Below are 25379 nucleotides of genomic sequence, written 5' to 3'. Positions count from 1 at the left end.
ATTAGAAGGAGAGGGAGTTCACTAGGAACTGCCCTCTTTTTTTGTGTTTTTTATTTGTTCTACTTTTTTTGTGGCTATATGTGCTGCATGAGCAGCGCCCCATTCGTTCATCATATCTAAAAGTGGGATGAGGCTTTTGCCATGTTCAGACAGAGAGTACTCTACCTTTGGAGGTATTTGCGCATACACTTTTCTTGTTACAAGGTCATGATCTTCGAGCTCTCGTAATTGAGATGTAAGCATCTTTTGTGTAATACCTGGAATTTCTCTTTTTAATTCGTTAAACCTCATCGTTTTATTATTCAATAAAGGGAATAATATTTTGTGTTTCCATTTTCCAACTATTGCTTCTAAAGCGTTATTCACTTGGCATTCAGACAATAAAATCACCCCCTATAGTTTCCTTTTGTATACTATACCACTTTTAAGTGCGTACTTATCAAACCTACTTATATAGATCATAATAACATTATCTTAGATCTTATCTTTAAAAAATAATAGGGGGAAAGAAAATGACATTCGCACTACATCCTGACACGCAATTAGGACCAGTTAAATTAAAAGTGAGTAATTTAGAGCGCTCGATTGCTTTTTATCAAGAAATCATTGGATTTGATATTCTTCGTAAGAGAGATCAAATAGTGGAGCTTACGGCAGACGGGAAAGAGACTTTACTTATCTTAGAAGAAGTTTCAAGTGGAAGTATGTACCAGCCTGGCACAACATTAGGGCTATATCACGTGGCCATTTTATTGCCAGAACGCAGTGATTTAGGCTTATTTTTAAAACATATCATAGATAAAAGGATAGAGATTGGTTCTGCTGATCATTTTGTCAGTGAAGCGATTTACCTTTCGGATCCAGATTTCAATGGGCTTGAAATTTATCGGGATCGACCGAGAGAGGAATGGACAAAAGTAGCGAGTGGAGATTACACGATGGTAACCGAGCGAATCGATGTCGAAGGCTTACTGGATTCAACAGGTGAGGATGTGTGGCATGGGTTACCGCCTCAAACCAAAATTGGGCATATTCATTTACATGTTCGTGACTTAAAAGAAAGCCAAGACTTTTATAAATCATTAGGATTTGAAATAACAGTTGGCAACATGACCAATGTAGGTATGCTTTTTCTTGCTGCTGGAGGGTACCATCATCACATTGGTTTAAATATTTGGGCGGGACCCAACGCCTTGGTTAGATCCAAAAATGCAGTAGGGCTTGCTTATTATACCGTTATGTTACCTAATCAAGATGAGCTAACGGATTTAATCGATCACTTGAAAGCTACTGGTCATAAGCCGGTAGAACAAGAGATTGGTGTGTGGGTCGTTTTGGATCCTATAGGTATAGAAATACAGCTAACAACGGAATCGTCAAAGAATATGGAGGAAAAGTAAATGAAGAGAAGTGAAGTAGGTTTATTCATTGTTCGTGTTGTATTAGGATTGACGTTCTTTTTGCATGGGTTAGATAAATTTCAAAATGGAATTAGTAATATTGCAGGATGGTTTGATAGTATTGGGTTACCTGGGTTTTTAGCTTATATTGTTGCAGTGATTGAGCTGGTTGGTGGGGTAATGATGGTGCTGGGGATTGGAACACGAATGGTTAGTATTTTATTTGCATTAGTAATGGTGGGTGCAATGATTACAGTAAAACTCCCATTAGGGTTTTTGGATGGTTTTGAATTAGATGTAGTTTTACTTGCAATGTCGTTGCAGCTAGCGATTACAGGAAATACATTTTTATCACTGGGGCATGCAATGGGACTGACGAAGGGATCTGAAGTAAATCTTTAAATAAATTGATCATCGTTCATAATGGGGTGGTCTCAAAAGGTTGAAATATTACCTGTTGGGATCACCTCTATTTTGATTGAGTAAAAGAAATACATGAGCTAATGAAGTCTATTTGCGTGTTTATTTTACTTGTTATGAAACATACTAACGGTAGCTTTAATTGGTACATATAACAGAGTTATCAACTAGGGAGGGCACTGAAAAGTCGCTTTACGATTATGTTCCTTCAAAAAGATAGCTCTTTTAGAAAGAGAGGTTAGGCGAATGAATTTTGTTTGGGGTATTTTTGGCATATTGACGATCTTTGCTATTGCTTTTCTTTTTTCCAATAATAAGAAAGCAATTAATTTACAAACCATTTTAGGTGGACTAGCCATTCAAATTGGTTTTGCTGTTATTGTTTTAAAATGGGAGACGGGCTTTGCATTTTTACAGTGGCTGACCTTAGGGATCGCAGCCATCATTGATTATGCAAATGAAGGAATTGACTTTTTGTTTGGAGGATTGTTTCAGGCAGAGGGAATGGGCTTTATCTTTGCGATCGAAGTGTTAAGCATTGTTATTTTCTTTTCAGCTTTAATTGCGATTCTGTATTATATAGGAATCATGCAAAAAGTAATCCAGATCCTCGGTGGTGTCTTATCAAAAGTTCTTCGTACAAGTAAAACAGAATCGATGTCTGCAGCGGCAAATATTTTCGTTGGACAGACTGAAGCACCCCTTGTTGTGCGCCCCTATCTTGAAAAGATGACAAAATCGGAATTATTCGCTGTTATGACAGGCGGACTTGCATCGGTTGCTGGGTCTGTTTTAATCGGATATTCATTACTGGGTGTCCCCCTAGAATACTTGCTTGCAGCTAGCTTTATGGCTGCACCTGCTGGTCTGATTATGGCTAAGATGATTATGCCTGAAACAGAGAAGTCCGAGACATCAGATAAAGTGATGGTCGACAGAGATATGGAATCGGCCAATGTGATCGATGCAGCTGCTAAAGGTGCAAGTGTTGGCTTAACATTAGCTTTGAACATTGGAGCGATGCTTTTGGCTTTTATTGCATTGATTGCTTTAGTTAATGGCATTCTAGGTATGATTGGAGGCTGGTTCCAGTTTGAAGGCTTGACATTAGAGCTAATCCTTGGGATCGTGTTTGCTCCGATTGCTTTTGCCATTGGTGTGCCATGGCATGAAGCGGTTGTAGCAGGAGGATTTATCGGACAAAAGATTGTGTTAAATGAGTTTGTTGCATATGCTGCTTTTGCACCGCAAATGGATGAGCTATCAGATAAAACCGTAGCTGTGATCAGTTTTGCTTTATGTGGTTTTGCCAATATCTCTTCTGTTGCGATTTTACTTGGCGGATTAGGGAAGCTAGCACCTAGTCGGAGAGCTGATATTGCGAAGCTAGGAATGAAAGCCGTCGTAGCAGGTGTACTTGCTTCGTTACTAAGTGGTGCGATTGCTGGAATGTTGTATTAATTGCGGTGTTCATAGAAGACGGAAAGGATCGTTTATGAACGTAAAAGTAGGGATGCAGGAGGAAGATCTAGAGCCCGAAAAGAGAAAAAGAGTAAAAGTAGGGATGCAGGAGGAAGATCTAGAGCCCGAAAAGAGAAAAAGAGTGAAAGTAGGGATGCAGGAGGAAGATCTAGAGCCCGAAAAGAGAAAAAGAGTAAAAGTAGGGATGCAGGAAGAAGATCTAGAGCCCTAAAAAGAGAAAGAGTTGGAAAGTAGGGCACTAGATTCATCCAGCATACTTATCTAATTTTTTGAAACGGTTTCCCAAATCTTTATTGCGGTGTCTTCTCCGTTTTTTATACATGCGCCAATGCCAACACCGTAGTAAGAACAACCTGCAAGCATGATATTAGGGAAAACTGCTTGCATTTTCTCGTTTAGTTCACGGATGGCTTCGCTATGGTTGAGATGGTAGTTAGGCATGAGCTGATCCCAATTTGTAACCTCAACTGCTGTTGGAAGTGCTTTAATTCCAAGGCTTTTTTCTATATCCGTTAATGCTGAGTGGATAAGGTCATCTTCATTCATCTTCTGTAACGCAGAGTAGGCATGGTTTGAACTTTTATAGAAAAGCCGTACCAATAGATTTTGCTTTTTGGATGTATGGTTCCATTTGCGGCTTGTCCACGTACATGCATCACATTTGACATGGTTGCTATTAGAAACAATAAACCCAGTTCCATCGGCAGGCAATTGTTCATCAGGAATTTCAAAGCCAAGATAAATACTCTTTAGAGAAGAGTTTGTTAATTTAGCAAACCCTTCATTTAATTCGCTGTGATTTAATAATGATTGAGCAACGTTATGTGGTGTTGTTAGTACAACATAGTCTGCTTCAATGGTTTGATGATTTGAAAACGTTATCTGATAGCGCTCTGTTTCTTTTTTTATACGTGTTGTATTTACTCCTTTGAGAATGTGAGCATCTGTTAACCTATCTTCGAGACGGTCAACAATTGTTGAGAGTCCGTTTTTAAAAGAAATGAATTTTTTATCTGATTTAGAGCTGAATTTTTCTTTGTTTACAGATAACCCCTTGATGATGCTTCCATATTGATTTTTATAATCAAGTACATATGGAAGCGTTGAGGCGATGCTAAGCTCGTTCAATTTCCCTGAATAGACTCCTGATAACACGGGTGCAATTTGATTTTCGACGAGCTCTTTTCCAAAACAATATTCAAGAAATTCCCCAATTGAATCATCTTTTGTAAAACGATCATTTATGCTTTCTAAATCTCTAAGCGCTCTCTGCTTTCCTTCTTCTGAAACAAGAGTGCTTTGCAACAGTGATTCCACACTTGTTGGAATACCAAAAATAGTATCAGCAGGTATAGGGTGTAATTCATTGTTAATGAATAAGTAAGAAATTCCTGTTGAGTTATAGACAAGTTCATTTTCTAACTGTAGGTCCTCAATTAAAGGCATCACACTTTCGTGTCTTGCTACGATCGAATCTGCACCTGTTTCCATGATGAATTCTTCCTTTTGTACAGAGTGGATCTTTCCTCCTAAATAATTGTTTTGTTCTACGAGAATTAACTCAACCTCGTTTTTATGTTTTCTTTTTAATTTTTGTAATTGATATAAAGTGGTCAGACCTGTTATTCCACCACCTATAACAGCAATTGTTTTCAGCGTTCTCACTCCCAATGATTAGTTACTACTATATATTATAACGTATAGCACTTATGAATCATCACTTTCTGTTTTGTTGACAATAGACCGACACATTCTAATAGGAATGGGAATAAATCTTTCCATAAAATAGTAAAAAATACAACATAAATAAAGGAAAAGCAGAATAGATGTTGAATAATTAAAATATATCTTTATTCATGGTTTATTTGAACTATATATTGGAAGGGATGATGTAATGATATGAACAGAAAAAAAAGCGAGAAGCCAGTATATTATGATGGTAGTGGGTTGCAAAATGTCGCAACAGGAAATTCGTCCTATAAAGAGTATATCATTAAACCAGAGGGAGCAACGAAAGGGATTATTTACCCGTGTTTTCCTTATCACATACTAGATAAATAAAGAATAAAACCAAGGACTAGCACATGAGCGAGCCCTTGGTTTTTCATTAATCAATTAAAATTCTTTTGCTACGTCAGCAGCTTGCTTTAACCCTTTTTCAATAATTTCTTCAGCTTGGTCAGGGAATTGGTTGTGACCTTCAATAATAACGGTTGTAGGATTAGAAATACCCCAGAAGTTTAACATTGTTTTTACATAGTTAACAGCCATTTCAGCTGCCGCCGCAGGACCTTCTGAATAAACGCCTCCTCGTGCATTTAAAAGCACAACTTCTTTACCAGTAAGCAAACCTTCAGGACCTTCAGCAGTATAACGGAATGTCTTACCTGCTTGAGCTAAATAATCTAAATACGTGTGCAAAACTGCAGGAACAGTGAAGTTCCATAGTGGGAATGCAATCACAACTTTATCTGCCTCTAGGAATTGGTTTAAATAGCGATTAACGAGTTCGGTTGCTTCTTGTTCAGAAGCTGTTAACTCCATTCCTTTTGCTAGTTTAAACATGCCATTGATCTTATCTGTATCGTAATAAGGCAAGTTTTCCTCAAATAGATCAAGTTCTGTGATAACATCATTGGGATTAGACTCTTTGTATTGGTCAAGGAACGTATGATAAAGTTTCACACTCACTGCCTGTTCGATTGGTCTTGAATTTGCCTTAATAAATAATACATTTGCCATTATAAATACCTCCATTTAATAATGTTGCTATAGCAACAAATTGTGTAAAAATAACTAGTACTTTTTCAGTGAGAGATGTAGAACGATCTCTTTCTGTTACTATGTTAGATAATAGGATAGTTGCTATACATACTAATTACGTTGCTTAGTATAAAATAGGTGAGATCAATTGTCAATTAAGAAGACTTGAAAAAATGAATCACAATAAAAGAGTACTCACCAAATTAGTTACAGTACTCTTTTACATTCTGATTCATTTTTTCTAATACTTTTTCCATTAGTTGAAGTTCTTCCTCTGAAATATCTTTGCAGACAATCTCATTAAATTCTTCAGCAATAGGAATTACCTGCTCACCAAGTTTTCTTCCGCATGCGGTAAGGTAAAGTTTAACGGAACGACGATCTTCGTGGCAATTGCTTCTTTTAATAAACCCTTTTTTTTCTAGACTCGAAGCCATTCGCGCAATGTTTGTTTTATCCTTATCTAATTTGTTAACTAGTTGTTGTTGGGATAAACCGTCTTGTTCCCACAGGAGCAGCATGATTAAATTTTGCTCAGGAGCGAGGTTGAACGGCTCTAATTTAGCTTTAACGTAGCTAGTAAGATTTAAGTCCGTTTTATGCAATTTAATACTAATATACTCCTGGAACGATATTTTCAACAAGACCAACTCCTTGTAGTTAGTTGCTACACATACTAATTTGTATTTTTAGTATAGGGAAACTGTATTCTACTGTCAAATATGATTTTTTTTGGTATTTAAAATGGATGTAATAAGTGGTTAGACTGCAAATGAAGGGAGTTGGACAGCAAATGGGAAAGTTCCGACTGTAAATGAAGAAACTCGGACAGAAAAACAGCAACTTCCGACAGCAATCCCCGTAATGAAAGGTGCCAAGGAGGGATTTTATAGGAATAGGAGCTGTCAAACAGCCCCTTAACCAACTATAAAAAAGAGCTATTTCAGAAGGCTACTGAAAAAGTTCTTTTAGAAGATTCGATGAAGTAGCATGGCTCCACACGTTGCGCGTGAGCTACGAGAAATCCACTTATAGCTGGCTTTAAAAAAAAGCAACGGTTCCGCTCATTGCTTAAAGAGCATTGAAAAAGGTGAAAAGCGTACCTTTTTCAGTGCCCTTCTATTTCAACTTTTCTCCTTCTTCAATTAAGAAATTAACCATTCTTCCGACACCTTCGTAATCTAATTCATACGAAGCTGCTTTGATCTCTTCATAGATAAGTTGGTCGATGATTCCTTCGCGGTCAAGATCATCCCATTTGTTCTCTTTATCTAACTGAGCTAATTGTGATTTAATTCGATTCAATGCTTTTCCCATAATCTAATTTTCCTCCTCTGTTTGTTTACTTATCATATTATATGATCTTGTACGTAAAGACAAAAGGCGAATGTCTATTCCTCGCGTTTTTTTCAAATTTTAAGAAGTGTTCAAAAGACCAATCGATCATCAATATTTTCTTCTTATTAAGCTAAACATAATCAAAACACCTTTTTGGAGTGGTTTTATGACAAACATTAATGGACAAATCATATCTGGGGAATTCAACCCTGAAGACAATGAATTTCTATTACAGAAAATAAAAAATCAATCAACAGCATCAGTAATTAAAGAGAGGCAGTTCCAAAGGCTCTATCGGTATCTGAAAGAACACCAAGATACTGAAGCAAATCAAATCATTACACTGTATGATCAGCTTCTTATTCCTTTATCACGAGATGAAATCAAGCAATTAATAACAGATCTTGAGAAGATTCGACCGTTGTATCATTAAGTGTTGAATGATGTCGGTTGAATAGGAGCAATTTATTAATTACGGTCAGGGGGTTTTAGCTAATTATAAAGGGAAAAACGAACATACTAATGATACCAGTATAACTAGAGGAGGTTATTCTTTTGAATCACGATCAGACGTTATCTATATTCGCCTTAGGTGGATTAAATGAAGTCGGAAAAAATATGTATGCGCTTGAATATGGGAGCGAGATTATCTTGATTGATTGTGGCAACAAGTTTCCGGATGAAAGTTTACTCGGGATTGATTTAATCATTCCTGATCTCTCTTATTTACTAGAAAACAAAGAGAGAGTTAAAGCCTTGCTTGTAACCCACGGACATGAAGATCATATTGGGGGCATTCCTTTCCTTCTAAAGAAAATCAACGTACCTGTTTATGCAACACGTTTTACATTAGGATTAATTGAATTAAAATTAAAAGAACATAAGCTTTTGTCCGAAACAGAGTTGGTTGAAATTAACGACCATTCGAAAGTGAAATTCAATGACATCTCGGTTGAGTTTTTTAAAGTTACGCATAGTATTCCAGATTGTTTAGGAATCGTATTTCATACACCAGAAGGTAAAGTCGTACATACAGGGGACTTTAAATTTGATCTGACTCCAGCTAAGCAGGATGAACAGTCCGATATTCATAAAATGGCTGAGATCGGTCAGGAAGGTGTATTACTCCTATTATCAGAGAGTACTAATGCCGAGCGTCCCGGATCTACTCCATCTGAGCAGATGGTCGGAACACATGTAGAAGAAGCATTTCTAAAAGCTGAGCGAAAAGTGATTCTTTCAACCTTTGCTTCCAATATCAGTCGAGTTCAGCAAGTCGTTGATGCTGCACAAAAAACAAATCGAAAGCTAGCATTACTTGGTCGCAGTATGGTTAATGTTGTAGAGGTTGCGATGGAACGTGGGTATTTACAGGTGCCAGAAGGAATGATTATTGACCAACAAGAAATCAATGAAACAGAACCAGAGAAAGTAGCAATTTTATGCACGGGATCTCAAGGTGAACCCATGGCAGCTCTTGCCCGCCTATCAACTGGCAACTTTCGTGGTGTCGAGATATTACCGGGAGACACGGTGATCTTTGCTGCTGGTCCGATTCCAGGAAATGAACGTAGTGTTACAAGCATTGTTGATAATTTCTTTGCGCTTGGAGCCAAAGTGATATATGGGTCTGGAAGTTCATCAGGGATGCATGTTTCAGGTCATGGGTACTCAGAAGATTTAAAATTAATGCTTACATTAATGAGACCAAAGTATTTGATCCCAATTCATGGTGAATATCGCATGCTCTATCAGCACAAATTGTTAGCGGAGTCCGTAGGGGTAGAAGAAGGAAATACGTTTATCATGAACAATGGCGATGTATTAGAAATAAAACATTCAATCGCAAACCAATCGCGAAAAATACAAGCTGGAAACACCTATGTGGATGGAATCGGGGTAGGTGATGTTGGTGACCTTGTTTTGCGGGATCGTAAACAACTTTCCGAAGATGGAATGCTCGTCATTGTAGTTACGATGAGTAAAACGGAACGGAAATTAGTAGGTAGGCCTGATGTGATCACTCGTGGCTTTGTGTATGTTAGTGATTCAGAAGAATGGCAAAAAGAGATGAATCGCCTAATATCAAAAACTGTAAGCGAGCTATTAGAGGCAAGGAAGTTCCAATGGAATGTTATGAAACAAAGCATCAAAAAAGCGGTAGGACAATATCTGTTTAAGCATACGAAAAGTAAGCCGATGATTTTGCCAATTATTATTGAAATATAAAATGACTATAGACGCTGTTCATCAAGCAGCGTCTATAGTCATTTAAAAATCATTTAATTTATGAAGGAGATTTGATCTTCAATCGCCAAATATAAAAATAGTTCTATTTTTGAAAGGAGTTATTATGACAAAATTCGATTTACACACACATAATCAAATGTGCGGTCATGCCATTGGTACGATTGAAGATTATGTAAAAGCAGGTATAGATAAAGGCCTTAAATTGATTGGGATTTCTGATCATGCACCGTATTTTCATCATCAAGAAGACCATCCCCAACCTGGGATTACGATGGCCAAGTCAGAATTTACTCAATATATTAATGAAGTCTTACGATTAAAAGAGAAATATGCTAATCAAATAGAAGTATTATTAGGAATTGAAAGTGATTTTTTTCCTCAATATAGCGGGGTATATAAACAATTTTTAGATGAGCAGCCGTTTGATTATTTGATTGGCTCTGTTCATTTTGTAGATGATATTAGTATCTTTAGAAAAGGTCGATGGGATGGGTTAACAAACGAAGAGAAAGTAAAAACAAAGGAACGGTATTATCATTTGATTGAACAATCGGCACGAAGCAATATGTTTGATATTTTTGGGCATATTGACGCAATGAAAGGATTTTATCCTGAATTCTCTCATATACAAGTAGATGCGATCGATAAGACACTCCAAGCAATTGGAGAGCATGAAAAAGTAATAGAAATTAATACATCTGGAAAGACAAAGGATTGTGGAGGATGGTATCCAGCAGATGGAATTTTAGAAAGGGCTCTTTTTTATAACGTTGGAGTAACCTTTGGTTCAGATGCGCATGATCCTGATCGAGTGGGAGATGAATTTGAAGAAGTACAGCAGCATTTAAAAGAAATAGGATTCAATGAATTACATTATTTCAAAAATAGAAAGAAATATTCGGTTTCTATTTAGGAAATACTGGTAATATGAGGGCATTGAAAAGGGGGGATTCCTTTTTGATGCCCTAAAATCATTATCCTTTTTTCTAGTAATCACTTATGGGAATAGGTACACTATTAAGAAAGATGATTAGAAAGAGGAGGCTAATTGTGCAAGTACTAAAACAATGCTTAAAAAGAATCGATCAAAAAGGATATAAAGCCTACAAGGAAATTCAAGGTACATATCAGTTTGCCAATTTTCAACTACATATTGATTATGTACAAGGTGATCCTTTTGCCAGTCCATCTAAAATCCGTATTACCTTACCATGTAAGCAAACGGAGATACGTTCGGAATGGACAAATACGAAGAGTCGAAAAGTCCGGTGTGAAGATTTACTTGCGAGAAAAGTTCAGTCAGCACTTGGACATGTACAAAAAAAGATTGGAGGTTCAGGAAAAAGTGGAATAATATGGATTGATGCACCTGGTCAAAAAATTATTGAACGTACTGCGGTTCGATTGACAGATACGCAAGTGACTATTTGCCTTTCAATCGGATTGCCTGCAAATGGAAGAAGAATTTTAGCCAAAGAAGCAGAAAAGCTTTTCTTTCAAGTCATTCCAAGCGTCATTGATCATTCTGTGTATCAAATTAAAGAGCACGAAGTAAAAGAAGCGGTCTGGTTAAATGATCAACAAGAAACCATTAGAGCGTATTTGAAAGAACATGGATACATCGCTTTTATCGGAAACGGGGCGATCTTACCAAGATCAAGTGGGGTGAGTGACCGACCGATGACAAAGGGGGTTATCCCCTTTCAAAGCCCGAAAGAAAGGGAGCTTGCTATATCTGTTCCGCACCAGGAACGCCCCGTTGTTGGGATGGGAATCAAAAAAGGCATTACGGTGATTGTGGGAGGTGGGTATCATGGGAAGTCCACTTTGCTACAGGCAATCGAACATGGTGTGTATGATCATATTGAAGGGGATGGAAGGGAATATGTAATCAGTGATGATGCGGCTGTGAAAATTCGTGCAGAGGATGGACGTAGCATATCAAATGTAGATATTTCTCCATTTATCGGGAAACTACCATATGAGAAGAAGACCGAAAACTTTTCAACAGAGAATGCTAGCGGAAGCACATCTCAAGCAGCGAATATTATTGAAATGCTTGAAGCAGGTGCAACAACGTTATTAATAGATGAAGATACAAGTGCAACGAATTTCATGATACGTGATGCACGTATGCAAGCACTAATTGCAAAAAATTCCGAACCAATTACCCCATTTGTTGATAAGGTAGGTCTATTAAAAGATGAATATGATGTTTCAACAATTCTAGTAATGGGTGGGTCTGGTGATTATTTTGATGTGGCAGACCGAGTCATCAAAATGGAGCAATATGTTCCTTTTGACGTAACGGATGAAGCAAAGAAAATTGCTGAAACCATACAGGTTAAACGAAGAAATGAAGGAGGAGATTCCTTTGGGTCTATTAAAAAGAGAATTCCTGTTGCCAAAAGCCTAAATAGTAAAAGAGGGACGAAATATAAAGTAAGTACACGTGGGAAACAGCATATTCAATATGGGACAACAGATATTCATTTGCAAGCTTTAGACCAACTTGTTGATGAAAGCCAAACAAGAATGATTGCAGAATGTTTCTCGTTTTTGGAAAGAAATCAATTATTAAGAAAAAGGATGACAGTAAAGGAGATTCTTAGTTTGATTGAAGAGCAATTGAATGAAAAAGGGATCCGTTTTGTCTCAACACATGTGGGGCATCCTGGTGACTTGGCTCTGCCACGTCGCTTTGAAATTGCGTCTGCACTTAATCGCTTACGAACGTTGGAATGTGAATAATGATGGGTGACTTTTGTTGATGGGGGTAGGGTGATTACATGGGAAATTTTGATCTTAAACGAAAATTATTAGAAGGGCACAATTTGTTGTTATCTCATTCCGGAGTAAATGCAAAGCGCCTGGCATCGAGGCTTGACGAGGTAGCTCAAATAGGATTGACAGATGATAACGGCTCCAAAAGGATCGGATTTTCAGTTGAAGAAAAGCAAGCAAAAGACCTTGTGAAAAAATGGATGGAAGAAGCGGGTTTGGAAGTAACAGAAGATGGGGCTGGAAATGTCTTTGGAAAGCTGCTGGGCACAGAGCCAACTTTGCCTTCCATTTTATCGGGTTCACATGTCGATTCAGTACCAAATGGTGGCCATTTTGATGGTCCACTAGGTGTACTGGCCGCTCTAGAAGTTGTAGAAGCATGGAAAGAAACCAATTTTAAGCCGAGAAAATCATTTGAAGTTGTCATTTTTTCAGATGAAGAAGGTTCAAGATTTGATAATGGATTATTAGGGAGTCAGGCTATGGCAGGAGAGCTTGATATGACGTCTCTAAGACAGATTACAGATTTCAACGGGAATCAGTTTGAACAAGTTTTAGCTGAAGCTGGTCTTACATTAGAAGGATTTAGTCGTGCGAAGCGAGATATATCTAAGATTGACTCCTATATAGAAGTACATATTGAACAAGGCAAGCAATTAGAAAGAGAAAATCTCCCTGTTGGGATCGTTTCAGGAATTGCTGGTCCGTGCTGGTTACAAGTGACATTCACAGGTGAGTCTAATCATGCTGGGAATACACCAATGCTGGGAAGGAAGGATGCGCTTGTGGCAGCTAGTACATTTGTCCAACGTGTTAGTGAACTTCCACAAACCATAAGTGAAACGGCTGTAGCGACCGTTGGCAAGCTTCAGGTTTTTCCAAATGGATCGAATGTAATCGCAGGAAAGGTGATGTTGACTGTCGATATTCGTGATATTGATCTTGAGTGTAGGGATAGGCTTATTGATAAGATTCTAGTTTTAGGGAATCAAGTTCAAATAGATTGTGAAGTTACTTTTGAATATGAGGAACTGCTCCGGATCGCTCCTGTTCAAGTGGATGATACACTAATACAGGCAGCAGAAAATGCATGTATAAAATCGGATATAAAGCCATTCTATTTACCAAGTGGTGCAGCGCATGATGCTATGGTAATAGGCAAACATGTTCCGATGGCTATGTTGTTTGTACGTAGCCTTGATGGAATAAGCCATAATCCCCGGGAGTTTTCCTTCTTAGATGATTGTGTGTATTCCGTCCATGTGTTAAAGAACATGATTGAACAGTTAAATGTTTAATTCAAAATCATATAGTGATTTAATTAGGTAGGAACTAGCACGAAAGATAACCGAGACAAGAGAGAATTCTCCTGTCTCGGTTATTTAGACTTAATTAGAATGTATCAGCTTTATTGCCATGGTTTCTCTGTAGTTATAAAATTAGCTAATTCTTTACTTCTGGCACGGTGTTCCTTACGTTTTTCCGCCCTCGCTTTTCCTGTTTCATGTAATTTTATTTCCTCTTCTGTTTGCGGAACCACTTGCGGAACTTTAGTAGGTTTTCCAAATTCATTAAGGGCAACAAAGGTTAAGAATGCTGTTGCTGCGATTTTTCTTTGACCTGTTAACAGGTTCTCCGCAATAATTTTCACAAATACCTCCATAGAACTCGTTCCTGTATAAGTGACAAAAGAAATAAAATTTACGGAGTCTTGTGGAGTAATAGGTGAAAGGAAATCAACCGAATCAGTGGATGCCGTCACGCATTCCGTTCGTGAATGCCTTGTTGCCGAGATAGAAGCAATCATATCAACATCACTCATTAACTTACCACCAAACAACGTGTTGTGATTGTTGACATCGTTTGGAAAGACTCTGCTCGTTCGGACTACCTTTGATTCACTAACAAATTTCTCTTGCATAATATCACCCATTTCCTATGATTAATGCTCATTTATGTATATAGAGTATAACAAAAATACAAATAAAAAAAACACAAATACATGGTACAAATGAAGACTTCACGAGATGAATTGCAAAAGTATAATAAAAAAACTAATTTGTTCCGTATAGAGGGACTTTGGTGTTTTATATGGCACGAATCTAAAGTAAGGTATGTGTAAGGTAATAATTAAAAGGTAATGGAGGGATTGGGAAATGGAAGCGATTACTGCAACAACAGGTATTGATTGTAGACACTTTATTAATGGGAAATATGTAGATTCAATAAATGACAAAACGTTTATCAATACAAATCCTGCAAATGAAGAAATACTAGGTTCAGTGGCCGAAGGGGGGAAGGAAGAGATTGACAGGGCTGTAACCGCCGCAAAAAATGCGTTAAATGGACCTTGGAAAACCATGCCCCTTACAGAGCGATCAAAAGTGTTACGTAAAATTGGTGATTTAATTTTAGAAAGAAAAGATGAGCTTGCTCGTTTAGAATCATTAGATACTGGAAAGCCGATCTGGCTATCAAGCACGATCGATATTCCAAGAGCGGCTTATAACTTCCATTTCTTCGCCGATTACATGACAACGATGGGAACAGAAGCGTATCAACATGACGATGTCGCGATTAACTATGCGGTGCGTAAGCCAGTTGGAGTTGTTGGATTAATTAATCCTTGGAATCTACCAATGCTTCTTCTAACTTGGAAGTTAGCTCCTTGTTTAGCAGCTGGAAATACAGCGGTGATGAAGCCAGCTGAATGGACGCCAATGACAGCAACAGTGCTTGCAGAAATTTGTAAAGAAGCAGGCGTACCAGATGGGGTAGTGAATGTTGTACATGGATTTGGTCCGGATTCAGCAGGGGCAGCACTAACAGAGCATCCAGATGTCGATGCGATTACATTTACTGGGGAAACGTCAACAGGAACAGCCATTATGAAAGCTGCAGCGAATTCGCTTAAGAAGCTTTCTTATGAACTTGGGGGAAAGAACCCGAATATCATCTTTGCGGACTCTGATCTTGATGAAGTGTTAGAAACAACCATCAAATCAAGCTTTATCAATCAAGGGGAAGTTTGCTTGTGTGGATCACGAATTTATGTAGAACGTGCAGCGTATGATGAGTTCGTTGAAAAATTCGTTGCAAAAACGAAGGAACTTGTTGTTGGAGATCCATTCGATGAAAAAACGAAAATTGGAGCAATGATTGGGAAAGAACATTATGAGCGTGTTCTTGGTTACCTTGAGTTAGCTAGAGAAGAAGGAGGCACAATCCGTACAGGTGGAGGCCGACCAGAAGGCTTTGAAAAAGGTTATTATATTGAGCCGACCATCATCACTGATCTTGATCGCAATGCTCGTTGTGTTCGAGAAGAAATCTTTGGTCCAGTTGTAACCGTGATTCCATTTGATAGTGAAGAAGAAGTGCTAGAGCAAGTGAATGCTTCTCACTACGGACTAAGTGCTTCGATTTGGACAAATGACCTTCGTCGTGCTCACCGTGTAGCAAATGAAGTAGAAGCAGGAATTATTTGGGTGAACACATGGTTCTTACGTGATTTACGTACACCATTTGGCGGAATGAAACAAAGTGGAATCGGGCGTGAAGGCGGAATGCATAGCTTCGAATTTTATAGTGAACTTAAAAATATATGCATTAAACTATAGAAATGAAATGAAAGCCTCATCGATAACCAATCGATGAGGCTTTCATTAGTTAAGGGAGAGCCCTTTATTTATTTAACACACTTAGTCCAGCTAAAGCACATGCATTGTCTTGCTCCTCGCTTCCCCCTGAAACACCAATTCCACCAATTAGGTCTACTCCATCATAAATAGGTTGTCCTCCGCTAAAAATAGTCATTTTCTCTGTATGAACAATGCCATGTAATAGGGAAGGTTTGTCTTTTATCCTCTCATACCAATCACCTGTTGGCAGTCCAAAACCTGCAGCTGTATAAGCTTTGTTTTGGGCAATGTTGCTAGGGATAACCTTGGCACCATTCATTCTAATAAAGCCCATCAGATTTCCACCGTCATCTACGATAGCTATACTGATTTTAATACGTAAATCTTCTGCTTTTTGCAACGCTTGATTCAGCATACGCAAGACGATTTCTTGCGTTAGGGTACTTTTCTTTGGTAATGACATGGTAACTCCTTTCAAAACTGGCCTTCTTTTTTGTGAAAATTCCAAGTAGATTGCGATTGTAAACGTACTATATCATACAAGATTAAACAGACTGAATAGGTAAGTTCCTTATAAAAGAACAGGTAGGAAAATCACCCTAAAAATAGAATGGCACTATGATAATTGAGTGTACAAAAACGGTTAAATCGCCCAAGAAAAAATAACAAAAAGTGAATATACTGATTATGTGACAGGGATTTTTCTAAAAGCATTTGAAAGGCAGATTCTCAACTAAGTCAAAAGTGAATGATCTACCAAAAATGGGTATGACAAAGGTTGGTGAATAAATAATGGAGGCTAACTACAATAAAGAACTCAAGCTTGGCGATTGGATTAAAGGAAAAACAAGAAATGATGAGTGGGTGCATGGCTATATAGAAAGTGTAGAACCTTTTCACCCATTAGTCCGCATGAAAGTGTTGTTTAGTGATAATACAGAATTTGTAGGAAGAGTCATTCGGGTTGAAAAGAAGGACATTGAAAAGCAGGCTCCATTAAATAACTTCTCTGAAGCTGAGCTTCTTAATTTCATCGATTTGGCTCTTTCTACAAGAGATCAACAATGGTTTTTGGAGCTAACCTCAAAGCTAAAAAGGAAGCAGAATATATGGTCACTTACTAAAAAGGAAAGCAGGCTATAAGAGGCCAAATAAAAAGGTACAATTTTCACCTTTTTCAGTGGCTTCGGGTTAGTAGAAAGGTTCTCCTAAATAGTGACAGATACATCCTGTTTAGGAGAGTCGTTTTAAATGGCAAGACATCCTGAAAAAAAAGTAGGAGAACTTGTGAAAACTTGAGCATACATAAGATATTAATCGTTAATAAAGGTATAATAATGAAATCAAAGGATGTGTGTGAAATGAGTGGAGGATCGCTGTGGAATTCTTTGTATCTTTATTAGAAGAACCGTTGTTGTTATTATTTGTCATTTTGTTTGTAGGATCAATGCTTGGGCAAGCAAAAATTAGAGGTCTTAGTTTAGGTACTTCAGGGGTACTCCTTGTTGCGATGTTATTTGGTCATTTTGGATATCAGGTATCATCAACTGTTCAAAATTTAGGGTTGAGTCTGTTTATTGTAGCTGTTGGATTACAAGCAGGACCACGCTTTTTTCGCATGATGAGGTCAAGTGGTATTATCTTTGGCATTATTGGTCTAGTTATCGTACTAGTTGCGTCTATTACTACCATTTTTGTCTCTCACGTATTTGGACTATCACCCGCATTAAGTATTGGGTTAATGACGGGAGCATTAACAAGTACACCAGGGCTTGCAGCAGCGCTGCAAGCAACAAATGATCCACTTGCTTCTGTAGGGTATGGTATTGCATATCCATTTGGAGTAGTGGCGGTGGTTCTTTTCGTACAACTCATGCCAAGAATATTAAAGGTCGATCTGATGAAGGATTTAAAAGAAACGATTGATCCTGCTAAGACGGAGGGGTCACCTGAAGTAAGGACGATAGAAGTAGTAAATCCAAATATCGATAAGCGAACCTTGAAAGAATTGCGTTTTCATAAGTATAAATCGGTTGTCATTAGCCGGGTTATCCGTGGGGATCGGAATATTATTGCGCTTAATGATACAGTAATACTGACAGGAGATCATCTAGTAGCAGTTGGATTAGAAGCTGATCTTGAGGCGTTTTGTCAGGACATTGGGAAAGAAGTGACACCTAATTTTTCAAATTCTGATCATGTGAAACTGCGTAAAGTGGTTGTTGATTCAGAGGATATGATTGGTAAGAATATAAAAGAATTAGAATTAAGACGAATGTATGGTGTAACTGTGACGCGAATGGAACGAGGAGGCTTTGAATTTAATCAAAATTCAAAATGGCGTTTGGAACGTGGGGATGTTTTGACTCTTGTAAGTAGTGAAGATCGTTTAAATATTGTAGAAAAACTATTTAACAAAAAATCACTAACCGTGACAAATGTGCATATTTTTTCCTTGAGTTTAATTTTGTTAATTGGCATTATTGTTGGAATGGTTCCGATTCATTTACCGTATTTAGGGACGATCACATTAGGAGTAGCGGGTGGACCACTATTTGCTGCCTTACTAATTGGCCATTTTGGTAAATTAGGACCCATTCGTGCTCGCTTTTTCCAGCCATCAAATCAAGTCATAAGAGATATTGGCCTTGTATTATTCTTGGCTGGAGCAGGGACGACCGCAGGACAGGGGCTAGTAGACGTGGTACAAAAAGAAGGGATAAGCTTAGTGTTAGGAGGGGCATTAATAACGATCATTCCTATTTTCTTTGGTTACATTGTGGCAAGGAGAATATGTAAATTAAGTATGATTCATTCATTAGGATCACTATGTGGTGGGTTGACAAGTACACCAGGACTTGGAGCAGTAAATCAACTCGTTAACTCAGAAGATCCATCTATTGCTTATGCAGCGGCCTACCCTTTTGCCCTCATCTTTGTGGCGATAGCCTCTCAATTGTTAATTTTCTTTTTATAAAATGGAGGAGGCTGTCCCAAATTCCTGGTAGAAACAGCTCTGTACAGCGCTTAGGGGGTGTCTCAAAAGGTAAAATAACCTGTTGAGACACCCCCTAAGTTAATGATTGCTTCTCTTTCGCTTGCTCACCCATATGGCTAGACTTATACAAATCACAAAGAATACCCCAAACGTGATGAACAGCAACCAATCAGCTACATCAAACATTATATCAACTCCCAACCGTTTTGTTCTTTTATTTTCCGATAAAGGCTGAGTTTTATACGAGCAAAAGTTACAGTTTAGTCACTTTTTAAATAGGTTTCTCTTAATTTTTAAATCCCTGGTTTGATTTCATCGCCTTCTGCTTTGCTAGCAAATCCTTTGCCTCATTGTATGTAAGGCCAGATTGAGCATTAAGACGCTTCACTTGTTCGATATCTGTACCTGAGACCGTTTTATTTTTGTTTTTCATTGAACATTCCTCCTGTTACTTAGATAAATTTATTGTTCACAATGCAAGGGCTTTTTACTATTTCAACAACAGCTAACCGATCATAAATAAATTTCTATTAGAATATTAAAAGATATATTGAAGATATATATTTTAATTGTGATAGAGTGTATTATAATAAAGGTAAATATTTGTCAGTTGTAATCAGATAAAGACTAAATATGTAGGTTCGGAAAAAAGAGAAAAAACTGAAAATTAGTAATTTTTTATTTAGAAAGTCGAAACATAAAATATAAAAACTATTGATTGCTTACCGGAGGGACCATGAAATTTAGAACAAAACTTTACGCTAGTATTGGGTCTATTTTATTACTAATTTCTATTGTGGTTTTCATACTATTAAATATGCTTCAGCAGTCGACAGTAGAGATGCATGTAGTTGTGAATGAATTAAATGATCGCATCAATATGAGTTCAGATATTATGTATGAGACAGCTAATATCGGAAGAGAACTGCGAGAGATTACCGCAGATCAATCAAATGAGAACTTCTTAACTAGGATGAATGGATGGGAACAATCAAATGTAAATTTAAAGCTTGCTCTTGAGTCACTTGAAAAACATGATACTCAGCAAAAGTCGCAAGAATTAATTGCCAAATTTAAAACATTACATACGTCATATCAAGATATTGCCCAACAAGTGATAACCGTGCAACGCCTTGATAGTGAAGCTTTCATCGATATCGAGCTTTGGGAAGAAGCTGAAATTACTCGTCAAAGAATGCTGCAGATAGGTGAGCTTCTTCATGGATTACAGGAGCAGGAACTAAAAAATGAATTGTTTAGGTCAAGAGATACATATAACTGGGCTGTTAAGATAATATACATTTATTTTGCTGTTGGGCTTGGTCTAGCGATTGCCATTACATTATGGGTGATAAGGAGCATTACGAAAAATCTTAATAATGTCACGACAGTTATGGAAAGTGTTACAAGTAGAAATGTCGCAGAATTACCTAGAATTGCTGTGCGTACAAAAGACGAATTCGGAAAAATTGCTGCTGCCTTTAATAAGATGGCGACAGAACTTGAGAGGCAAAGTAAATTAGAAATTCGTCTGAAAAATGAAGCGGAGGAACACAGTTGGTTACAAACGAAGATCGCTGAAATCGCTACTATGTATCCAAAAGTGAAAGATATCCAGATGTTAGCGGAAATGCTGATTGTCAAGCTTGTTCCTATGGTAGGAGGTAGTGTGGGGATATTTTATATGAAGGAAGTGGAAGAAGGCCAGCAATATATGAAAAAACGTGCAGCCTACGCCCTTGTCGATCATAGCAAGGATTTTGACCGATTTAAGATAGGCGAAGGGTTAATAGGTCAGTGTGTAGCTGAGCAAAAAACCATTTATTTAACACATATTCCTGACAATTATATAAAGATCCATTCAGGCATTGGTGTCACTTCCCCTAAATCTAGCATCATAATTCCGGTTAAATTTGAAGGAGAAGTATTAGCGGTGGTTGAAATCGCTTCACTTCACTCATTTAGTTCTTCTCAAGTAAAATTGCTTGAAGAAATTATGAGTAATCTTGGACTAACGATGAATAGCATTATGAATCGGATGAGAGTGGATAAGTTATTGCAGGAATCACAGAGTTTAACTGAGGAGTTGCAAGCTCAATCCGAGGAGCTTCAAGTACAACAAGAAGAATTAAGAACAACCAATGAGAAATTGGAAGAACAATACGAGAGTTCAGAGTTGAAGGCAGCTGAATTGGAAAAAGTACGAGAAGACCTCGAAGAAAAGGCACAGCAGCTTGAGTTAAGCTCTCAATATAAATCGGAGTTTCTAGCTAATATGTCCCATGAACTTAGAACACCTCTGAATAGTTTGTTAATTTTAGCGAAGATTTTATCAGAGAATGGGGACGGGAACCTTTCAGGAAAACAGCAGGAGTATATTCGGACCATCTATTCTTCAGGTCAAGACCTGCTGCATTTAATTAACGATATATTAGATTTGGCAAAAGTAGAATCAGGAAAGTTGGAGGTCGTTTCAAAAGAGGTTGAACTAAAAAAGGTTCAAGATTTTATCGAACGTCAGTTTACCCCCATCGCTCGCCAAAAAGGGGTGAGCTTAACGGTTTATGCGGATGAATTGGTACCAATCCACTTAAGAACTGATGAGCATCGTTTGCAGCAAATATTAAAAAATCTACTATCTAATGCGTTTAAATTTACGGAAAAGGGGAGTGTAGCCCTTGTTATTCAAAAAGTGAAAACCCCTCAACCGTTGCTTGCGTTTTCTGTTACTGATACCGGAATTGGAATAGCCAAGGATAAACAAGATACGATCTTTGAGGTATTTAAGCAAGCTGATGGAACGACTAGCCGACAGTATGGAGGAACGGGGCTAGGACTTTCCATTAGTCGAGAAATAGCTTATTTATTAGGCGGACATATTGACATAGATAGCGAAGAAGGAAAGGGAAGTACTTTTACATTGTATTTGCCATATGACGAAGTGAGTGAATGGAATGAAGAGAATTTAGCTATTACTGAGGTTGCAGCTTCAGTTGAGGAAGAGGTTAATCTTTCTGACCATGAAGAACTTATGGTTCAACAACAATATAGATCACTTTTAAAAGATAAAAAGATTCTTATTGTTGATGATGATGTGAGAAATGTTTTTGCGTTAACTTCTGCCTTAGAAAAATATGAAATAAATATTAATTTTGCTGAAAGTGGCAAAGAAGCATTAAAAGAGTTACAGGATCATCCAGATACAGACTTAATCTTAATGGATATTATGATGCCTGACATGGATGGTTTTGAGGCTATGAGACTTATCCGAAACAAGGATCAATTTACTTCTCTTCCAATCATTGCTGTTACTGCAAAAGCCATGAAGCACAATCGAGATGAGTGTATAGCAGCAGGGGCATCAGATTATATAAGTAAACCAATTGACCTAGATCAGTTATTCTCACTAATGAGTGTTTGGTTATATAGAAAAAAAGAGTAGGTGAACACATTCAATAATATAGTGAAAAGTCCGATAGAAGAAATCGAAAAAATTGAATTAGACTTGTTGCTTGATGCTATTTATCGATGCTATGGGTATGATTTCCGTGGGTATGCCTTGCCCTTTATTCAAAGAAGAGTACATCATCGTCTTCGTAATGAGAAACTTCCAAGCATATCGGCATTGCAGGAAAAAATATTACATGATCCGACAGTCATGCAAAACTTATTTTGTGATTTTTCCATCAATGTAACTGAAATGTTTCGAGACCCATCATTTTTTAAGGCATTACGAACGAAGGTTCTTCCAAAAATAAAGGATAAGTCCACGATTCGTATTTGGCATATCGGAAGTTCAACTGGTGAGGAAGTCTACTCCATGTCTATTCTTTTACACGAAGAAGGACTTTACGAAAAAGCAAAAATTTATGCAACAGATATTAATGAAGAAAATATAAAGAAGGCAAAAAAAGGTGTTTTTTCAATTGATGGAATGCAGCAATATACTCAAAATTATTTTGAAGCGGGCGGGAAAAGATCATTTTCTGAATATTATAAAGCAATTGGAGAACAGGTTATTTTCCGTCCTTATTTACAAACCAACGTAATCTTTGCACAGCATAATTTAGTAACGGATCATTCAATTAATGAGTTCGACATCATTATCTGTCGAAATGTCCTAATCTATTTTAATAAAGAACTACAAAATAAAGTTCATCAGCTTCTCTATGAAAGTCTATGCTTGGAAGGATATATAGGGTTGGGAAAAAGAGAGGGGATTAAATTTACTAGTTATGGAAACCGTTATGAAGAGTTCGACGCAACTGAAAAACTGTACCGTAAATACAGATAAACCAAGTGTCAAAAAAGTGAATATATTAATGGTTGATGATCATCCAGAGAACTTATTAGCATTGGAAGCAGTTCTTACATCTCCAAACTACAATTTAGTTAGCGCCACCTCAGGGAAACAAGCTTTAAAATATATGCTTAAGCAAGATTTCGCAGTGATATTATTAGATGTTCAAATGCCCGGTTTGAATGGATTTGAAACAGCCAAGCTGATAAAAATGCGCGAGAAAACAAAAAATATTCCAATCATTTTTATTACAGCAATTAGTCAAGATGTCGAGCATGTGCAGCAAGGGTATTCTGTCGGAGCAATTGATTATATTTTTAAACCGTATGAGCCTGAATTGCTTAAGCAAAAAATCGAGCAATTTGTTAAAATTCATCAAAATCACGAAGAACAAATGATTCAAAATGAAGCAGAGAAAACAGCTGAAATTCAAGAGATTAATGAAAAATTGGACTTGACGACTTTAGATCTACGTAAATCTGAGGCATTGGCAAAAGTCATCGGGGACACGATTTTAGATACAATTGTAACGTTTGATACGAATGGGAATATCGTATCAGTGAATAAAGCTATTACTAATATGTTTGGGTATTCATTTGAAGAGATTGTCAAACATCCTATAGAAAGTTTGTTTTTGAAGGGGTTAGAAGATAGTGGAACTTACACTTGGCCGTTTCATAATTCATTTACTGAACAAGTTGGTGGACGAGTTGTTGAAGTTATTGCTATACGTAAAGATAGTAGTCAGTTCCCAGCAGATATCCAAATTGGGGAAACGACAGTTGATGGTCAAGAAATATATGTTTGTACAATAAGGGATATTACCGAACGAAAACAAATGGAAGAGGTTAAAAAACAAAAATATATCAATTTGGAATCCATTGTTCAAGAAAGGACAATGGAACTCCTATTAGCCAACGAAAAGTTGAAAAATGAAGTTGTTGAGAGAAAAAAAATAGCTGCCCATCTTTTGGCTTCTCAGGAACGTTTTCGAAAAATGTTTGAGTCTAGTCCTAGCTTAATAGCCATCTATTCATTAGAAGATAAAACGTTTATTGATGTAAATGAGAGATGGGTAGATTATACAGGTTATAGTTACGAAGAGTTAAATACGATTAATTTAAGGTTGCTCTATTGTATAGAGGAAATGAATATTGATTGTTTAGACTTACGAACGTCAAATCGGAATCAAAAGATCAGTTATAAAACCAAGAACGGACAAGTTCGATCTGGTTTACTTTCAACTGAATTAATTACACTGCATTCGAAACCATGTGCTCTAATTGTTGTAACAGATATTACCGATCGAGTGTTACTAGAAAATGAGATGGCAAGGTTAGATAGGTTGAATTTAATTGGTGAAATGGCTGCAGGAATTGCGCACGAAATTCGTAATCCGATGACAACTGTGCACGGCTTTTTGCAAGTAGCTAAAAGCAGCCGAGAACATTTAAAGATAGAGATTGTGGACTTAATGTTGGATGAATTAAACAGAGCGAACTCGATTATTACCGAGTTTTTAAATTTAGCAAAAAATAAGGTGAGTGATAAGAGATCTCAAAGTCTAAATAAAATTATTAAGTCCTTATTTCCACTTATTCAGGCTGAGGCGTTACGCTCAAGTAAAGAAGCCGTACTTGACACAAGAGATTGCCCTGATATTTATTTAGATGAGAAAGAGATACGCCAAATTATTTTAAATATAGCACTTAATGGTCTTGATGCTATGACGAGTGGAGGCGTGCTTGTCATTAGAACTTATACAGAAAATAAAGAGGTGGTCTTGGAGATTCAAGACGAAGGAGAGGGGATCAGTCCAGAAATTATTGAAAAAATAGGAACCCCATTCTTTACAACAAAAGAAGATGGTACAGGATTAGGATTAGCGATTTGTTATAGTGTTGCAGAACGTCATCAAGCTGAGATTGATATAACTACAGGAAAAACAGGAACAATCTTTTCAATCCGTTTTAATTTATAAAAAGAATGAAGGGAGGGATTAG

At 37.3% G+C, this 25379-nt stretch carries 24 protein-coding genes; 16 read left to right on the top strand and 8 right to left on the bottom strand.

Annotation, left to right across the window (positions count from 1 at the left end; translation table 11 throughout):
* Window positions 1-21: 21 nt before the first annotated feature.
* Window positions 22-390: a winged helix-turn-helix transcriptional regulator gene (locus tag LQ50_RS17120; RefSeq protein WP_034631607.1), complete on the bottom strand. Its 369-nt coding sequence runs from the start codon at window positions 388-390 to the stop codon at window positions 22-24.
* A gap of 122 nt (window positions 391-512) precedes the next feature.
* On the opposite strand from LQ50_RS17120, the gene LQ50_RS17115 reads away from it, so the two are divergent.
* The 4 genes from LQ50_RS17115 to LQ50_RS17100 all read left to right on the top strand — a co-directional run bounded on the left by LQ50_RS17115 (window position 513) and on the right by LQ50_RS17100 (window position 3513).
* Complete coding sequence (locus LQ50_RS17115) at window positions 513-1400, top strand: VOC family protein (protein ID WP_034631605.1); 888 nt, start codon at window positions 513-515, stop codon at window positions 1398-1400.
* Window positions 1401-1802: a DoxX family protein gene (locus LQ50_RS17110; RefSeq protein WP_034631604.1), complete on the top strand. Its 402-nt coding sequence runs from the start codon at window positions 1401-1403 to the stop codon at window positions 1800-1802. It begins immediately after the preceding gene.
* Between the two features lie 264 nt (window positions 1803-2066).
* Window positions 2067-3281: a NupC/NupG family nucleoside CNT transporter gene (locus LQ50_RS17105; RefSeq protein WP_034631602.1), complete on the top strand. Its 1215-nt coding sequence runs from the start codon at window positions 2067-2069 to the stop codon at window positions 3279-3281.
* A gap of 34 nt (window positions 3282-3315) precedes the next feature.
* On the top strand, window positions 3316-3513 hold the full coding sequence (locus LQ50_RS17100) for a hypothetical protein (protein ID WP_152608246.1): 198 nt from the start codon (window positions 3316-3318) through the stop codon (window positions 3511-3513).
* Window positions 3514-3563: 50 nt separating this feature from the next.
* On the opposite strand, the gene LQ50_RS17095 is transcribed toward LQ50_RS17100, so the two are convergent.
* On the bottom strand, window positions 3564-4958 hold the full coding sequence (locus tag LQ50_RS17095; protein WP_034631626.1) for a protoporphyrinogen oxidase: 1395 nt from the start codon (window positions 4956-4958) through the stop codon (window positions 3564-3566).
* Between the two features lie 243 nt (window positions 4959-5201).
* On the opposite strand from LQ50_RS17095, the gene LQ50_RS25495 reads away from it, so the two are divergent.
* The gene (locus tag LQ50_RS25495) at window positions 5202-5363 is read left to right on the top strand and encodes a hypothetical protein (RefSeq protein ID WP_161784694.1); all 162 of its coding nucleotides are present in this window, start codon (window positions 5202-5204) and stop codon (window positions 5361-5363) included.
* Window positions 5364-5417: 54 nt separating this feature from the next.
* Here LQ50_RS25495 and LQ50_RS17090 read toward each other — a convergent pair whose 3' ends face one another.
* The 3 genes from LQ50_RS17090 to LQ50_RS17080 form a co-directional block, all read right to left on the bottom strand.
* Window positions 5418-6044, bottom strand: coding sequence for an FMN-dependent NADH-azoreductase (locus LQ50_RS17090; RefSeq protein ID WP_034631600.1), 627 nt, complete (start codon window positions 6042-6044; stop codon window positions 5418-5420).
* A gap of 224 nt (window positions 6045-6268) precedes the next feature.
* Window positions 6269-6706, bottom strand: coding sequence for a MarR family winged helix-turn-helix transcriptional regulator (locus tag LQ50_RS17085; protein WP_034631598.1), 438 nt, complete (start codon window positions 6704-6706; stop codon window positions 6269-6271).
* A gap of 478 nt (window positions 6707-7184) precedes the next feature.
* Window positions 7185-7382 (bottom strand): hypothetical protein, encoded by a 198-nt coding sequence (locus LQ50_RS17080; RefSeq protein ID WP_034631597.1) that lies wholly within the window; start codon window positions 7380-7382, stop codon window positions 7185-7187.
* A gap of 187 nt (window positions 7383-7569) precedes the next feature.
* Here LQ50_RS17080 and LQ50_RS17075 point away from each other — a divergent pair, with 187 nt between their 5' ends.
* The 5 genes from LQ50_RS17075 to LQ50_RS17055 all read left to right on the top strand — a co-directional run bounded on the left by LQ50_RS17075 (window position 7570) and on the right by LQ50_RS17055 (window position 13735).
* The gene (locus LQ50_RS17075) at window positions 7570-7836 is read left to right on the top strand and encodes a hypothetical protein (RefSeq protein WP_034631595.1); all 267 of its coding nucleotides are present in this window, start codon (window positions 7570-7572) and stop codon (window positions 7834-7836) included.
* Window positions 7837-7958: 122 nt separating this feature from the next.
* Window positions 7959-9632, top strand: coding sequence for a ribonuclease J (locus LQ50_RS17070; protein WP_034631594.1), 1674 nt, complete (start codon window positions 7959-7961; stop codon window positions 9630-9632).
* A 124-nt stretch (window positions 9633-9756) separates the two neighbouring features.
* Window positions 9757-10566: a histidinol-phosphatase gene (locus tag LQ50_RS17065; protein WP_034631593.1), complete on the top strand. Its 810-nt coding sequence runs from the start codon at window positions 9757-9759 to the stop codon at window positions 10564-10566.
* A gap of 137 nt (window positions 10567-10703) precedes the next feature.
* On the top strand, window positions 10704-12404 hold the full coding sequence (locus LQ50_RS17060; protein WP_034631591.1) for an ABC-ATPase domain-containing protein: 1701 nt from the start codon (window positions 10704-10706) through the stop codon (window positions 12402-12404).
* 38 nt (window positions 12405-12442) lie between these two features.
* Window positions 12443-13735 carry a Zn-dependent hydrolase gene (locus LQ50_RS17055; RefSeq protein WP_034631590.1) on the top strand — a complete coding sequence of 431 codons (1293 nt, stop codon included), beginning with the start codon at window positions 12443-12445 and terminating at the stop codon, window positions 13733-13735.
* A 110-nt stretch (window positions 13736-13845) separates the two neighbouring features.
* Here LQ50_RS17055 and LQ50_RS17050 read toward each other — a convergent pair whose 3' ends face one another.
* Window positions 13846-14358: an acyl-CoA thioesterase gene (locus LQ50_RS17050; protein WP_034631588.1), complete on the bottom strand. Its 513-nt coding sequence runs from the start codon at window positions 14356-14358 to the stop codon at window positions 13846-13848.
* A 235-nt stretch (window positions 14359-14593) separates the two neighbouring features.
* Between LQ50_RS17050 and LQ50_RS17045 the strand changes: the two genes are divergently transcribed.
* A complete protein-coding gene (locus LQ50_RS17045; protein WP_034631587.1) occupies window positions 14594-16057 on the top strand; it encodes an aldehyde dehydrogenase in 1464 nt (487 codons plus the stop codon).
* A gap of 64 nt (window positions 16058-16121) precedes the next feature.
* On the opposite strand, the gene LQ50_RS17040 is transcribed toward LQ50_RS17045, so the two are convergent.
* On the bottom strand, window positions 16122-16541 hold the full coding sequence (locus LQ50_RS17040) for an ATP--cob(I)alamin adenosyltransferase (protein ID WP_034631586.1): 420 nt from the start codon (window positions 16539-16541) through the stop codon (window positions 16122-16124).
* 329 nt (window positions 16542-16870) lie between these two features.
* Between LQ50_RS17040 and LQ50_RS17035 the strand changes: the two genes are divergently transcribed.
* Together LQ50_RS17035 and LQ50_RS17030 are read left to right on the top strand one after the other, a co-directional pair.
* Window positions 16871-17221 (top strand): IDEAL domain-containing protein, encoded by a 351-nt coding sequence (locus tag LQ50_RS17035; RefSeq protein WP_034631584.1) that lies wholly within the window; start codon window positions 16871-16873, stop codon window positions 17219-17221.
* A 235-nt stretch (window positions 17222-17456) separates the two neighbouring features.
* Window positions 17457-19055 carry an aspartate:alanine exchanger family transporter gene (locus LQ50_RS17030; RefSeq protein WP_034631583.1) on the top strand — a complete coding sequence of 533 codons (1599 nt, stop codon included), beginning with the start codon at window positions 17457-17459 and terminating at the stop codon, window positions 19053-19055.
* 307 nt (window positions 19056-19362) lie between these two features.
* Here LQ50_RS17030 and LQ50_RS25805 read toward each other — a convergent pair whose 3' ends face one another.
* Window positions 19363-19509 (bottom strand): hypothetical protein, encoded by a 147-nt coding sequence (locus tag LQ50_RS25805; protein ID WP_034631582.1) that lies wholly within the window; start codon window positions 19507-19509, stop codon window positions 19363-19365.
* Between the two features lie 303 nt (window positions 19510-19812).
* Here LQ50_RS25805 and LQ50_RS17020 point away from each other — a divergent pair, with 303 nt between their 5' ends.
* From LQ50_RS17020 to LQ50_RS17010, 3 genes are read left to right on the top strand one after another with little or no spacing between them, the layout of a single operon-like run.
* Window positions 19813-22518: a response regulator gene (locus LQ50_RS17020; RefSeq protein WP_034631580.1), complete on the top strand. Its 2706-nt coding sequence runs from the start codon at window positions 19813-19815 to the stop codon at window positions 22516-22518.
* Entirely contained in the window at window positions 22519-23370 is an 852-nt protein-coding gene (locus tag LQ50_RS17015) for a CheR family methyltransferase (RefSeq protein WP_237563737.1), read from the top strand. It begins immediately after the preceding gene.
* The gene (locus tag LQ50_RS17010) at window positions 23324-25357 is read left to right on the top strand and encodes a PAS domain S-box protein (RefSeq protein WP_084138895.1); all 2034 of its coding nucleotides are present in this window, start codon (window positions 23324-23326) and stop codon (window positions 25355-25357) included. The genes LQ50_RS17015 and LQ50_RS17010 overlap by 47 nt, the downstream gene beginning before the upstream one ends.
* The last annotated feature ends 22 nt before the right edge of the window (window positions 25358-25379 follow it).

The organism is Halalkalibacter okhensis (assembly GCF_000787375.1).
Taxonomy (GTDB): Bacteria; Bacillota; Bacilli; order Bacillales; family Bacillaceae_D; genus Halalkalibacter; species Halalkalibacter okhensis.
This window is presented reverse-complemented; position numbering and strand designations above follow the sequence as displayed.

Excerpts from the sequence above, each read along its gene's own strand:
- LQ50_RS17115 (WP_034631605.1), top strand. The coding sequence starts at position 513 with ATGACATTCGCACTACATCCTGACACGCAATTAGGACCAGTTAAATTA.
- LQ50_RS17110 (WP_034631604.1), top strand. The coding sequence starts at position 1,401 with ATGAAGAGAAGTGAAGTAGGTTTATTCATTGTTCGTGTTGTATTAGGA.
- LQ50_RS17105 (WP_034631602.1), top strand. The coding sequence starts at position 2,067 with ATGAATTTTGTTTGGGGTATTTTTGGCATATTGACGATCTTTGCTATT.
- LQ50_RS17100 (WP_152608246.1), top strand. The coding sequence starts at position 3,316 with ATGAACGTAAAAGTAGGGATGCAGGAGGAAGATCTAGAGCCCGAAAAG.
- LQ50_RS25495 (WP_161784694.1), top strand. The coding sequence starts at position 5,202 with ATGAACAGAAAAAAAAGCGAGAAGCCAGTATATTATGATGGTAGTGGG.
- LQ50_RS17090 (WP_034631600.1), bottom strand. The coding sequence starts at position 6,044 with ATGGCAAATGTATTATTTATTAAGGCAAATTCAAGACCAATCGAACAG.
- LQ50_RS17080 (WP_034631597.1), bottom strand. The coding sequence starts at position 7,382 with ATGGGAAAAGCATTGAATCGAATTAAATCACAATTAGCTCAGTTAGAT.
- LQ50_RS17075 (WP_034631595.1), top strand. The coding sequence starts at position 7,570 with ATGACAAACATTAATGGACAAATCATATCTGGGGAATTCAACCCTGAA.
- LQ50_RS17065 (WP_034631593.1), top strand. The coding sequence starts at position 9,757 with ATGACAAAATTCGATTTACACACACATAATCAAATGTGCGGTCATGCC.
- LQ50_RS17055 (WP_034631590.1), top strand. The coding sequence starts at position 12,443 with ATGGGAAATTTTGATCTTAAACGAAAATTATTAGAAGGGCACAATTTG.
- LQ50_RS17050 (WP_034631588.1), bottom strand. The coding sequence starts at position 14,358 with ATGCAAGAGAAATTTGTTAGTGAATCAAAGGTAGTCCGAACGAGCAGA.
- LQ50_RS17045 (WP_034631587.1), top strand. The coding sequence starts at position 14,594 with ATGGAAGCGATTACTGCAACAACAGGTATTGATTGTAGACACTTTATT.
- LQ50_RS17040 (WP_034631586.1), bottom strand. The coding sequence starts at position 16,541 with ATGTCATTACCAAAGAAAAGTACCCTAACGCAAGAAATCGTCTTGCGT.
- LQ50_RS17035 (WP_034631584.1), top strand. The coding sequence starts at position 16,871 with ATGGAGGCTAACTACAATAAAGAACTCAAGCTTGGCGATTGGATTAAA.
- LQ50_RS25805 (WP_034631582.1), bottom strand. The coding sequence starts at position 19,509 with ATGAAAAACAAAAATAAAACGGTCTCAGGTACAGATATCGAACAAGTG.
- LQ50_RS17020 (WP_034631580.1), top strand. The coding sequence starts at position 19,813 with ATGAAATTTAGAACAAAACTTTACGCTAGTATTGGGTCTATTTTATTA.
- LQ50_RS17010 (WP_084138895.1), top strand. The coding sequence starts at position 23,324 with ATGAAGAGTTCGACGCAACTGAAAAACTGTACCGTAAATACAGATAAA.